This is a genomic window from Phocaeicola plebeius (assembly GCF_003437535.1).
Classification (GTDB): Bacteria; Bacteroidota; Bacteroidia; order Bacteroidales; family Bacteroidaceae; genus Phocaeicola; species Phocaeicola plebeius_A.
Window position 1 is genome coordinate 55,235 of record NZ_QSQT01000010.1, and the last position, 10,257, is coordinate 65,491.

Here is a 10,257-nt window from a genome sequence, read left to right on the forward strand (position 1 = left end):
TCAGAATCTTACGTTAGTCAACTGTCTGCTATTGGAGTACACGGCCCATTTGCCGTTTCCGCTATCCACCAGGCGTAAATCCTTGACTTCGCCAAATCGTTTCAAATTCCCGCAAAGGTCAACGATCCAGCCAGCCTCCTTGTTAGGATGCGGACGGATAGCACGACCGACTATCTGATACCAAAGAGCCAGCGACATTGTTGGACGGGCCATGACAATCGTATCCAGTTCAGGATAGTCAAATCCGGTAGTAAGTACACCAACGTTGGCCACCACCGGAATTTCTCCAGCCTTGAACGCTTCAAGGATATGTTCGCGTTCCTTCTTCGGTGTTTCTCCCGAGACGATTGCTGTTCCGGGAATAGACCAGGTTAGGCGTTCAGCCTCTTTCAGAAAACGGGTGAAAACCAATATACCTTTTCGTTTTACACCGCTCTTGGGATTCATGAGCCTTTGGACGATACTCACCAGAAACCCGTAGAAGTCGATACGCTCATACTCTTTTACTACAGACTTGTCCGTGTAGTCGGCTCCGGTCGTGTTCACCTTCAGGTTAAGTTCGTTCCATCCCAAAGGATTCATCGGATAATAGTTCAGCTTCGAAAGATACCCCATATCCAATAGAGTAGAGATTTGAACCTGATAGATTACCTCAGAGAACACACACGGGCGTGTGCGTGTGATGAACTTCAACATGCTGCCGAAATCCCTGCTTGATGAAAGACGGTAGGGCGTAGCCGTCAATCCAAGAACTTTACATTTCAGCATCGAAAGAAATCTCTTGTACATTCCGTCTTTCGGGTTAACCAGATGGCACTCGTCGATGATGATATTCTGAAAATGCTGGAAAAGTTCCGGATGGTTGACTACGCTTCCGATAGTGGCGAAAGTTATTCTTGAAATCTCCTTTCGCCCGAATGAGGCAGAGTAGATGGAACAATCCAGAACACCATACGAACAGAGCTTCAGATAGTTCTGTTCTAGTATCTCCTTACTGGGCTGAAATACTAGCGTGTGCCCTTCAAGACGGCTGGCGATGTCGGCTATCACAAGACTCTTGCCGGCTCCGGTAGGCAGTACCATGATGGCATTGTTCTTCTTGGCCCTGTTAGCAAAGAAGCTGACTGCAGCATTACTGGCCTTCTGCTGGTAATCCCGTAAAACATAACTCATAATCCTTTCTCCTTACTCAGTTTGTCTCCCAAAGCCTTGTAATACTTGGTGAGTTCTATTAATTCAAAATCAGTCCATTTCTTCGCCTGGCTTGCTCTCCATGCCAGCTTGTCGAAGCGTTGCTGACCGATTTTTGATTTCAAGTTTTTCTCGTAATGTATCAGATGGTCTGCGCTGAAACGGTTGCACGCCCGGCACTCTGCGTGGGCATTGTCCTCGTCAAAGCGTGTAGCCATGTGGCGGCGCGAATGGAAGTGTCCGCAATCTGCCTGTTCGTATGGCTTTATCTGGGCGCATGAGATACAACGGAAATACCCGTTCGGCATACAATCACGAAGCCGGATATAGCGGCTGAAAACTTTGTCGAGTTTGGCCACTAAATCCGGCTTCTTTTTAATCTTGATACCTGCCTTATCGAATAACGGCAAAGGCTTTTCTTTCTTCTTTTTAGGTTTCTTGATGTAATACATATTTATAAAGCCTTATAATCATTCATACTACCCCAATAACCATATATTTCTTCATCACTCTCACCATTAAGCCGAGCTTTTTCTATTTCTTTATTCATGCTATGTGAAAGACCAGTCAAATCTCCTGAAAGACTTTCGAATGACGAACATTCTTTCGTACTATTTCTGCGTATTTTGTGTGTAATGTATTTTTCAATACTGTTGAATATTGGATTATCCTTTTCAGACATTCTTAAAGATATATATCCATAATTGAATGTAAATGGAGTATTTAACTTTTCATATGACTCTCTGTCTTTTATATGCTTATACATCATTTCAACCGGAAAAGTCATTGGCAAGCGTTCCTTCTTAATCATTATGGCTATCGCATCATATAAAGCCTGTTCTTGATCTGTCAGCTTAAACCAGTTGATATTCTCAAAGCACCACATGATATAACCAATATGAGTAAGTATGATATACTTTATCTCTTGTCCTTTGTATTTCCCAAATGTTAATTTCCGTTCTTCTTTCATAATAATTCCATTATTGGTTGTGGACGCAACGGGAATCGAACCCGCCCAACCATCACGGTTTTACTTGCTCATATATTAGCTAATTCAATGGGACAAGTGTATGGAGATATTGCGCAATTACTCCATACTAAAGCACGTCCTGTGCTTGCGCCCGTATGCCCGTCTTTCCGGGCGTTTATTCATGCTATTTCGTTATTTTTAAAAACTCAGGGGCAATTCCATAAAGTGGTGTACGGCCATCCCATTTATCTATGAATTGCTTATAGAGTATTTCTTTAGTCAACCCACGTGATTGAATGATAGCCTGTTCTGTTTTTAATTGCTCCAATTCGTTGCGTTTCTTCTGCTCTGCAATCTGCTGGTCTAATACAGATATATTGGTATTCACCTCATTACGACTATCAATCTTCTCACGCACAGCCTTTGAAAATTCAAGCTGTGCAGAAAAAGTCAGCAATTGAAGCCCTCTTTTCTCAAATTCTTTATCCACAATCTGCTCCAACCGCTTTTCAAAAAGAAGAGAACCACCGTCAGCCATTAAACTGTCTGTCTTGTGCTTACGGCTTTCTTCTTTGATTAAATCATAAATACGAGGTTCAAGTATATTATCTTCAAGGCTTTGCATAAACCCGTCTTTTCCTGATTCTGTATCAGCTTTATCTATATGTTTGTTATCGAATACAACATCTATAGCTCTATTCTTGATAACTTTATAAGAATAAGTAGGACGTGCGTTAAATTCAGTGTTATCAGCAGCCTTCAATGTGACAGGTTCAGCAAATTCCCCTCTTTGGTCAAACAATGGAACTTGAAACAATTCAGTGCCCCATTCCCAAGTGGAAACTTTACCGGACACTACCTTAAAATCCTCTTTTCCTTGCTTCCCATAGTTCTCCATTAGAACACCGGCATAATTAGGGGCTACTCTTTCGCATGAAGCAAATACCACTAAGGTCATACAGACCAACATTAGATTAATCAATCTTTTCATTCTTCAAATTTTTAATTAGTTTATAAACGAAATAAATCACTGTGGCTGATATTATTACCACGCCCAGCCAAGCGTTGAGGTGATTGAATATTCTGTTTCCGATAGATACTCCGACTACCAGAAACAGAATTAAATAAATTTGCTTTCTCATTGTTACACCTCAATGATTACGATGTCAGGTGCAACACCTTTGATTGCTTCAACCTGTTTGTCAATCACCTTATTCTTGTATTCTTCAATGGCCTCATTCGCACCGGCAGAAACCAAAGAAAGGGAAACTTCCCGCCCATCCACATCGGCGTAGATTTCAACTTCGATTTCTTCACAGGCAAAACCTTTGAAAAGAGGGATATTCAGTTTGAACGATTTTGGCAGATTGGAATCAACCACTTGAGAATAGTTATCCGTCTTGTTCCCGTTTTCCTCTTTGCTACGTTCTATATCCTGATTCACTTTCGCCTTGAAGTTCTTCAAAGTGGAAACCAGCATCATGTTCTCAGACTTATCCTTGAAGAAGGCACGGTGCATCTTGAAGAACTGGGACAATTTGATAGGTTCCCATTTCCTTTCCGCATTGATACCGAACTCCTGCATTTCCTTTGAAGCCTGTAAAACTCCACTAATTACTGTCTGGTAATAATTGGTTTCATCAATAGTCAAAGCCAGACACATCTTATCACGGTTCACAATGATATTGGCCGATTTCTGATTAATCAGTTCGACACGCTTTTCCAGCCATCTGAAGGGTGCTTCTATCGTTCCATTGATAACTACTCTCTCCGGTTCTTTCGGGTCAAGGGCTACGGATGCTTTACCTTCTCTCAATACTACTTCGATGGGGGTACCATTGTACTCTTTCGGTACTACCAAATTGATTTTGTTTTCACTCATGATTCTGTTCCAGTTTTACGGTTAATACTAAATACTGTCTTCTGCATTTCTTGTGGCATGATTGGGCGGCTATAAACCAGTTCACCTAACTTGTTGTAGAATCCTACCATCTTTTCTTTATGGTATAGGAATTTTGCACATTCTTCATTCTCGACGAACTCCGAACCTCTTTTGATGTGGTCCAAAAGTTCCTGCTTTTCTTCATTCAAAGGCTTCAATCGTTCTTTGAAGCTTTCCATAGCCTCTTTCTTCTCCAACTCAACATCGTTGATGGTGATTGATACCTCGGCCAAAGTCTCTTTCTTCTGAGCCAGTTCTTCGGGGGTGAATCGGTGAGTATATCCGATTTTCTCTACCGCATCGGCGTTGTCCTGAAGGAACTGCCATCGTTCCTGTTCAGGGATGTCTTGTCCTAAAAATTTGTCCATAGTCAAATAAACTCTTTGTTACGTTCGATTTAATTTATTATTCAAACTTCCAACAATATCCACCAGCAGTTTTTCTTTTATGATAACAGCAAAGTGAAATATTTCGGTAATCTACACCAGTATCTCTATAAGCATCCATCAATGTTAAATGGCGTTTTATCAAAACTCCATTTTTATCCAATTGAAGAACCACCTTTCCTTGCGATATAGCTCTACGTCTTTTAGCTGTACCGTAATTAAGATTGTAAGCATGGCTACACCATTCAAGATTTCCTACATTGTTGTTTGTTTTGTTTTCATCTTTATGATTTACAACTGGATAATTATGAGGATTAGGCAAGAAAGATTCAGCCACTAAACGATGAATGTTTACTGTATGAATACTTCCATCTTTGAATAGATTTACGCATCTATATCCACATCTGTTTTGTGGTTTCAAAATATGTGGTTTCTTTTTCATTAACTCGCCATTTTGAAGCCTTACATGACTGCATATAGATTTAACCCGTCCCATATCTGATACTTGATATAAACCTTCATATCCGGATATATCTTTCCAATTCTCACCCATCCCCATAGCTTAGAAATTCTTTATCTTTTTCTATCTCTTGTTGAATATGTAATAGAAACTCATTCTCGTTAGGACTTGGTAAATATATTCCTGCTTTAGCACTAGAATAATTCCGAAATCTTTCAATAGCGAGAGTCATTTCTCCCGTACTCAGTTCAGACGAGCTTCTCAAAGTTTTTATAATCTTTCCTTTTTTGTTCGTCTTTTCTTTCTCGAATATATCCCTATTACATAACCTCTTGAAAATATCGATTTTAACTTCCTCTACACTATAACCTGTTTCACTTGCGAACCAATTTAGAAGCAAATAGAAGTATCTGTTCTGGGCGAGCGTGCGGTTGGGCAGCTTCTTTCTCACTTCCACAACCGCCCGCTCCTGGAACAGTTTGTTTACATAAGCCTTGAACTTGGGTATATCGTATTCATTCTTCAGATTGAATATGCTCATAGGCTAGAACGGTAAGTCATCTTTGGGATTTCCATTCGCATCTACATCAGGTGGAAACGCCTGTGCCATGGTTGGCGTTTGTGTCGGTGACGGTTGCTGTGCTGGCACGGATGCTGGCTGGTGCATTGGCTGACGGCCTTCCAGTTTATAGCAGCGGATGGACACCATACGTTTTAGTTGTCCGTCCTGATTTGTCCATTCCCGACCTTGCAAGGCAAAGGAAACCGTTATTACGTCACCGGTTCTGAACTGGTCAAGTTCGGCACATTTGTCACCACTTACTTCAAGTGGCAGGACGTTCTCGTACTGGCTCCGTTCACCTGTGTATGGGTCATGGGTCGTAGCATCGAGTAGAAACTCACGTTTCAAAAACGGGTTGCCACCGCTCTTGGATGGGATTTCTTGGGGCTGGCCGATATAGACCAGCCGCCCGGTTATCTGATTACTCATTTATGATACTTTTAATGTTATACTTCCACATACAGGCGTATCTACAAGATACTTGTCATAGACACCTGGATAATCTCTCTCAAAGGCTTCACGGTCAAATGTCCTTCTGATGGAATCTTTCTTGCGGATGAAAGAGACGCTTTCACCTTTCCATGAATAAGCACCCGCCTTGACCATTTCCTTCATCACACCGTCCGTAAGCTCCTTCTTGCGTTCCGACCAATATTTCGCCTGCTCGGTTATCTCTATGATTGAATCCTCCATTTCACGGTACTTCAAAGGCATGTCAGTCTTAACCGAAGGTACGGCATAAGGGTTTATGAACTTGCGTCCCTCTATTTCGGCTGAGAGCAGTTCAAGGATGATACCGTCATGTATGCGTTCCACTTCCAAAAGTTCTGAAATGCTTCCCCTCAGCCAGATGGCGAACAGCCTTACGGCTTTGCATCCGGGGTTCTGCCTTTCAAACAAATAAGCGTAAATGGACAGCTGCCACCTTACATACTCCTTGTCGAGCTTGTATGTTGTCTTGATGTCACCCAATGAAAATTCGCTGTCACTTTCCCGATATACCTTGTCAATACAGGAAGCGAAGTGCTCGTTGTCCGATACAAGGTATTCGCTCGCTTCATATTGAAGCCCGTAACTTTCTTTTATTTTTTGATAGTTGCGGGCTTCCTCGCTTTCGTGGTCAATACCCAAATCATCCACGAGTTCGCAGACCTCATGCACGAAAGAACCCCTTTCGGCTGCCCTTTTCATTACAAATTTGGGAACGCCCGAATACTTGTCCGGGAACAGTTGCCTCTCAATTATCCCGGTAATGCCTTGCAGGCACACGCCTTCGGGGGTGGTGTAGGTATGTGTGTCCTTGTCGAAAAGGATACTTGATTTAATTAAATCCATTTTTTAACGAGTTTTTTTTTCTTGTTTACAATATCAATGAATCTTCTGTCACCTTGCAATACGGTATAGTTCTGCCATATACTTTGCAGGGTTTCCACGGTCTGCGCGGCGTTCACCTCCTGCTCCGCCATCGCGAAATAGTCAGTTTCTTCAGGTGTGGTGACATCCGGGTCTTTCGGCTCTTCGGTGGGGATAAGGAACATTTGCAGCAACGAATATTTCAGCGCGATGCTCATTGCCTTGTTCATACCCTTGTCCCCTGAATCCATCGCTTCTCCGACATTCACCGTCTCAACACAACTGCCGTCTGTAGTTATATACCTGAACTTGACTGTCGCCCTTGTGAATGTATTTGTACCGCCGGATTTCGTCGGCCTGTTCTCTGTAGTAAACCCCTGAACTTCCTGCAGGATGAACACTTCGTTCTTGGCAAACAGCTCGTGAAGTTCGTTCATCACATTGTCTATGCCCCTGAACTTGAATCCCTGCTGCTGGTTCTTCTCTGATTTTGTAATGGCTTTCGTCTCTCTGAGAATGCTGGCCATCTTCCCGTAAATAAGTTGTCCTTCCATAATCGTGTATTTTAATAAATCAATTTTGCATGTTTTATCACATCCCAGGCATTGCAAGCCCATCGGCTGTGTGGCACGCCTTCTTTGGTCTTGTATCTTATCCTTCCGGATTCGCACAACTCTTTCAGCCTTTTGAGACCGCCTACTATCGAAGCTGCTTCGTATTTCCCGAAAGACTTGTTGTTTAAGACGATTTTCAATACATCTTCGTTTATCATAAGCATTTTATTTTAAGCAGATAATTGCCGAAAAACCCGGATACTCTGTTGCTGATACCCGGTATTTCACGTCCATTTTGTTTTTAAGTGTCCCGATCAAGCGGAGGTCACGATTGCGGCGTGATGCTTCCAGCTTGATTCCGTTATGCCGTTTCTTGTCATAGGGAACCTTGTAGATGTCCCCTTTCTTCATTTCGTCAAAAAGACGTACTGTCTGGTAGTTTTCGTCTACTGTAATTTCTCTAACCATAGTTTAAGTATTTGATTGTTTGCTGGCAGAACGGGACTTGAACCCGTGACTTCCATGCTAACCCTTACATGGCGTTCTACCGCCTGAACTATCTGCCAATGAAAATGCCGGACTTTATGGCCCGGCATCTACCCATTTTCTATAACCCATAAAAACTAATCGACTAGTACAACCAGCGATTTGACCATGTTCTTGAAGTTGTCAAACTTCGATTCAATCTTTTTCTTTTCTTCCATGTAATACAGCATTGATTTTTTGTATTCCTCCGATTCGCGTTGCAGATTCTGTGTGTATGCCACGAGTTCATCATGCGTCATACCCTGTAATTCCTCATTTGTTTTCATGTCTATTCTTTTTAATGTTCTTGATTTCTGTTTCTATCTCCTTATCGAACAGCTCCCGTCTGTCCAGTTCCCTTGAGCGTGCCGCCAGAATGGCACTGATGTCCGCAAATTCATCACAGATGCTTTTTATTGTTTCTTGCAGCTCGTTCATTGTCCAGTCTGTTTGCGATTGAAAAACCAGTGATTATAAACCCGACAAATCCTATCCAGTACATAGCAGACAGGTCTTGATTGAAGTGCATTACCAGAACGGACAATGCACAGAGAAAAAGTAGTATTTTCATAACCGTGTGTATTAAATATCGCTCCCGTGGGCGTTCCGGTGGTTGCCTTACTGCTTATCAAAGGTCTGGTAAGCCACGGGTATATATAGTTCATGCTGGTGTCTAATCAGTGAAGATTGTCTTTATAGGCGACCTACGCCCACCTGCAATCGTATAAGTCGTTTTTGTTATCTGTGTGATTCGTATGCTGCGTTTGCTTAGTGCAGCCCTTTACTCATACTCTTTTCACACAGCCGTTATCGCTACTCAGTCGTCCGTTTCACGTCAGGCTTAACGGTAAGCCTAAAATTTCCATCATGTCAAAGAACCAATCAAGTAGAACCCTGTCCGATTCTCGCTATCGGTTGCCGTTCAGTCCGTCAGCAGGGTAGGTGAGTTACCAGTGCGTCACAGCCATGCCTTGTGATAACTGAAGGTTGATGTAGTCCATGCCATCATCTTCAGGCAGGTTGTATTCTTCAAGAAGGGCTTCGTATTTGTTCACCTCTTCAGTAAGTGCTTTGATGTATTCTTGCTTGCTGTCAGCATTGAAAGCCCTGCATAAAGTTTCTTCATCTGCGTTGTAGGCGAAGTTCAGGTCTTTGTACAGCCCGTCAAGTTCTTCTTCGATTTCGTGGCGTGTCATAGTCATGCGATGTTTAAAAGGTTAGCTTTCTTGAAGCATCTGTATTCTTGTCTCTCAGTATCGAAGTACACCTGAACAGTGTCATTCTTCTTTCTGATTTCACCTGATGTGGTAGGTATCAGGTTTTCTTTCAGCGTGCCGTAGGCCTCTCTGATGCTGCCGTCTACCTTTTTGAAGTAGAACTTTACGATTCTTTGCTTCATTGCAGCTTTCAGCTTCATGTTTGCCCAGGCGCATTTCATTGCTTCACTCATAGAGAAACCGTTTCTCTTTACCAACTGCCAAGCAAGGCTCATAATCTCGTGTAATAAATTCTTTTTCATAATCGTGTGAGGGTTAGTTGTTTTTACTATATTTGTTTCGTATCAAAGTTTCGATATGCAAATATAATCATAATGATTATATTGTCAATATGATTATACAATAATTTATCTCTTTCTAAAGTTAAATAGTGTTATATGATTGATATTAAGAAATTTAGAACTGACAATAATATCTCTCAATTAGAGATTTGTACAGTATTGGGTATAAAACAACCTTATTTATCTGCTATAGAAAATGGTAAAAGACCTTTAAATGATGAGAAATTCACTTTGCTATATAAGCAATATGGCGATAAGATAATGAAATATAAAACGACAGAACGCCCAATTCTTCTTATTGATGAAGCAGAAACTAGTTTGCATCCTAATATTCAAAAATATTTATGTGATAAATTAAAGCAAATAGAAACAAGGCCTCGTATTCCTTATGATGCAGCGGCAGGAACACTTACAGAGGCAGTAGAGGGCATTACAGAATATCAATGTGAGCAGCTTCCTGTTATAAGTGCTTTCCCAAAATATGATTTTACAATTAGAATTACTGGCAAAAGTATGGAACCTGAGTATTTTGCCGGAGATGAGGTTGCCTGCCTTAGAGTGAATGAGAAACAATTTTTACAATGGGGAAGAGTTCATGTACTTGACACAACACAAGGGATAGTTATTAAACGTATTTATGATGCTGGAGAATCTATTCTATGTCGTTCATACAATTCCGAATTTCCTGATTTCTCAATACCTAAAGAGAATATTCGTTCATATAATTTAGTCGTTGGAAGTTTAAGGCTTTAGATC

General features: G+C 41.5%; 18 protein-coding genes and 1 pseudogene. 1 reads left to right on the forward strand and 18 read right to left on the reverse strand.

All coding sequences use genetic code 11. The features are described from left to right. The 18 genes and pseudogenes from DXD04_RS06595 to DXD04_RS06675 form a co-directional block, all read right to left on the reverse strand. Window positions 1–1,173: a DEAD/DEAH box helicase gene (locus DXD04_RS06595; RefSeq protein WP_117671941.1), complete on the reverse strand. Its 1,173-nt coding sequence runs from the start codon at window positions 1,171–1,173 to the stop codon at window positions 1–3. Further along, a complete protein-coding gene (locus DXD04_RS06600; protein WP_117671943.1) occupies window positions 1,170–1,643 on the reverse strand; it encodes a recombination protein NinG in 474 nt (157 codons plus the stop codon). The genes DXD04_RS06595 and DXD04_RS06600 overlap by 4 nt, the downstream gene beginning before the upstream one ends. 2 nt (window positions 1,644–1,645) lie before the next feature. Further along, complete coding sequence (locus DXD04_RS06605; protein WP_117671945.1) at window positions 1,646–2,161, reverse strand: exodeoxyribonuclease X C-terminal domain-containing protein; 516 nt, start codon at window positions 2,159–2,161, stop codon at window positions 1,646–1,648. Between the two features lie 184 nt (window positions 2,162–2,345). Continuing rightward, window positions 2,346–3,152, reverse strand: a complete 807-nt coding sequence (locus DXD04_RS06610; RefSeq protein WP_117671947.1) for an SPFH domain-containing protein — start codon at window positions 3,150–3,152, stop codon at window positions 2,346–2,348. Window positions 3,153–3,305: 153 nt separating this feature from the next. After that, window positions 3,306–4,043 carry a hypothetical protein gene (locus tag DXD04_RS06615; protein WP_117671949.1) on the reverse strand — a complete coding sequence of 246 codons (738 nt, stop codon included), beginning with the start codon at window positions 4,041–4,043 and terminating at the stop codon, window positions 3,306–3,308. Then, complete coding sequence (locus tag DXD04_RS06620; RefSeq protein ID WP_117671951.1) at window positions 4,040–4,471, reverse strand: hypothetical protein; 432 nt, start codon at window positions 4,469–4,471, stop codon at window positions 4,040–4,042. The genes DXD04_RS06615 and DXD04_RS06620 overlap by 4 nt, the downstream gene beginning before the upstream one ends. Before the next feature lie 37 nt (window positions 4,472–4,508). Then, complete coding sequence (locus DXD04_RS06625; RefSeq protein ID WP_220444610.1) at window positions 4,509–5,042, reverse strand: NUMOD4 domain-containing protein; 534 nt, start codon at window positions 5,040–5,042, stop codon at window positions 4,509–4,511. Further along, a complete protein-coding gene (locus DXD04_RS06630; protein ID WP_117671953.1) occupies window positions 5,035–5,490 on the reverse strand; it encodes a hypothetical protein in 456 nt (151 codons plus the stop codon). Before DXD04_RS06630 ends, DXD04_RS06625 begins: the two co-directional genes overlap by 8 nt. Window positions 5,491–5,493: 3 nt before the next feature. After that, complete coding sequence (locus DXD04_RS06635) at window positions 5,494–5,940, reverse strand: DUF3127 domain-containing protein (RefSeq protein WP_117671955.1); 447 nt, start codon at window positions 5,938–5,940, stop codon at window positions 5,494–5,496. Beyond that, window positions 5,941–6,846, reverse strand: a complete 906-nt coding sequence (locus tag DXD04_RS06640) for a hypothetical protein (RefSeq protein ID WP_117671957.1) — start codon at window positions 6,844–6,846, stop codon at window positions 5,941–5,943. Then, window positions 6,837–7,418: an ERF family protein gene (locus tag DXD04_RS06645; protein WP_181977456.1), complete on the reverse strand. Its 582-nt coding sequence runs from the start codon at window positions 7,416–7,418 to the stop codon at window positions 6,837–6,839. Before DXD04_RS06645 ends, DXD04_RS06640 begins: the two co-directional genes overlap by 10 nt. An 11-nt stretch (window positions 7,419–7,429) precedes the next feature. Further along, complete coding sequence (locus DXD04_RS06650; RefSeq protein WP_117672082.1) at window positions 7,430–7,636, reverse strand: hypothetical protein; 207 nt, start codon at window positions 7,634–7,636, stop codon at window positions 7,430–7,432. A 7-nt stretch (window positions 7,637–7,643) separates the two neighbouring features. Further along, the gene (locus DXD04_RS06655; RefSeq protein ID WP_117671961.1) at window positions 7,644–7,886 is read right to left on the reverse strand and encodes a hypothetical protein; all 243 of its coding nucleotides are present in this window, start codon (window positions 7,884–7,886) and stop codon (window positions 7,644–7,646) included. 22 nt (window positions 7,887–7,908) lie between these two features. Next, a pseudogene (locus DXD04_RS06660) lies at window positions 7,909–7,984 on the reverse strand. 57 nt (window positions 7,985–8,041) lie between these two features. Further along, the gene (locus tag DXD04_RS06665) at window positions 8,042–8,230 is read right to left on the reverse strand and encodes a hypothetical protein (protein WP_117671963.1); all 189 of its coding nucleotides are present in this window, start codon (window positions 8,228–8,230) and stop codon (window positions 8,042–8,044) included. Beyond that, window positions 8,217–8,381, reverse strand: a complete 165-nt coding sequence (locus DXD04_RS16660) for a hypothetical protein (RefSeq protein ID WP_181977457.1) — start codon at window positions 8,379–8,381, stop codon at window positions 8,217–8,219. Before DXD04_RS16660 ends, DXD04_RS06665 begins: the two co-directional genes overlap by 14 nt. A 509-nt stretch (window positions 8,382–8,890) precedes the next feature. Then, on the reverse strand, window positions 8,891–9,139 hold the full coding sequence (locus tag DXD04_RS06670) for a hypothetical protein (RefSeq protein WP_117671965.1): 249 nt from the start codon (window positions 9,137–9,139) through the stop codon (window positions 8,891–8,893). A 2-nt stretch (window positions 9,140–9,141) separates the two neighbouring features. Then, window positions 9,142–9,462 carry an SH3 beta-barrel fold-containing protein gene (locus DXD04_RS06675; protein WP_117671967.1) on the reverse strand — a complete coding sequence of 107 codons (321 nt, stop codon included), beginning with the start codon at window positions 9,460–9,462 and terminating at the stop codon, window positions 9,142–9,144. A 135-nt stretch (window positions 9,463–9,597) separates the two neighbouring features. Between DXD04_RS06675 and DXD04_RS06680 the strand changes: the two genes are divergently transcribed. Continuing rightward, window positions 9,598–10,254, forward strand: a complete 657-nt coding sequence (locus DXD04_RS06680; RefSeq protein WP_072542805.1) for a LexA family transcriptional regulator — start codon at window positions 9,598–9,600, stop codon at window positions 10,252–10,254. The last annotated feature ends 3 nt before the right edge of the window (window positions 10,255–10,257 follow it).

Bases quoted from the DNA above. Each gene is read 5' to 3' on its own strand.
- DXD04_RS06610 (WP_117671947.1), bottom strand. From the start codon at position 3,152: ATGAAAAGATTGATTAATCTAATGTTGGTCTGTATGACCTTAGTGGTA.
- DXD04_RS06680 (WP_072542805.1), top strand. From the start codon at position 9,598: ATGATTGATATTAAGAAATTTAGAACTGACAATAATATCTCTCAATTA.
- DXD04_RS06640 (WP_117671957.1), bottom strand. From the start codon at position 6,846: ATGGATTTAATTAAATCAAGTATCCTTTTCGACAAGGACACACATACC.
- DXD04_RS06630 (WP_117671953.1), bottom strand. From the start codon at position 5,490: ATGAGCATATTCAATCTGAAGAATGAATACGATATACCCAAGTTCAAG.
- DXD04_RS06620 (WP_117671951.1), bottom strand. From the start codon at position 4,471: ATGGACAAATTTTTAGGACAAGACATCCCTGAACAGGAACGATGGCAG.
- DXD04_RS06615 (WP_117671949.1), bottom strand. From the start codon at position 4,043: ATGAGTGAAAACAAAATCAATTTGGTAGTACCGAAAGAGTACAATGGT.
- DXD04_RS06670 (WP_117671965.1), bottom strand. From the start codon at position 9,139: ATGACACGCCACGAAATCGAAGAAGAACTTGACGGGCTGTACAAAGAC.
- DXD04_RS06625 (WP_220444610.1), bottom strand. From the start codon at position 5,042: ATGGGTGAGAATTGGAAAGATATATCCGGATATGAAGGTTTATATCAA.
- DXD04_RS06675 (WP_117671967.1), bottom strand. From the start codon at position 9,462: ATGAAAAAGAATTTATTACACGAGATTATGAGCCTTGCTTGGCAGTTG.
- DXD04_RS06600 (WP_117671943.1), bottom strand. From the start codon at position 1,643: ATGTATTACATCAAGAAACCTAAAAAGAAGAAAGAAAAGCCTTTGCCG.
- DXD04_RS06595 (WP_117671941.1), bottom strand. From the start codon at position 1,173: ATGAGTTATGTTTTACGGGATTACCAGCAGAAGGCCAGTAATGCTGCA.
- DXD04_RS06650 (WP_117672082.1), bottom strand. From the start codon at position 7,636: ATGATAAACGAAGATGTATTGAAAATCGTCTTAAACAACAAGTCTTTC.
- DXD04_RS16660 (WP_181977457.1), bottom strand. From the start codon at position 8,381: ATGAACGAGCTGCAAGAAACAATAAAAAGCATCTGTGATGAATTTGCG.
- DXD04_RS06665 (WP_117671963.1), bottom strand. From the start codon at position 8,230: ATGAAAACAAATGAGGAATTACAGGGTATGACGCATGATGAACTCGTG.
- DXD04_RS06635 (WP_117671955.1), bottom strand. From the start codon at position 5,940: ATGAGTAATCAGATAACCGGGCGGCTGGTCTATATCGGCCAGCCCCAA.
- DXD04_RS06645 (WP_181977456.1), bottom strand. From the start codon at position 7,418: ATGGAAGGACAACTTATTTACGGGAAGATGGCCAGCATTCTCAGAGAG.
- DXD04_RS06605 (WP_117671945.1), bottom strand. From the start codon at position 2,161: ATGAAAGAAGAACGGAAATTAACATTTGGGAAATACAAAGGACAAGAG.
- DXD04_RS06655 (WP_117671961.1), bottom strand. From the start codon at position 7,886: ATGGTTAGAGAAATTACAGTAGACGAAAACTACCAGACAGTACGTCTT.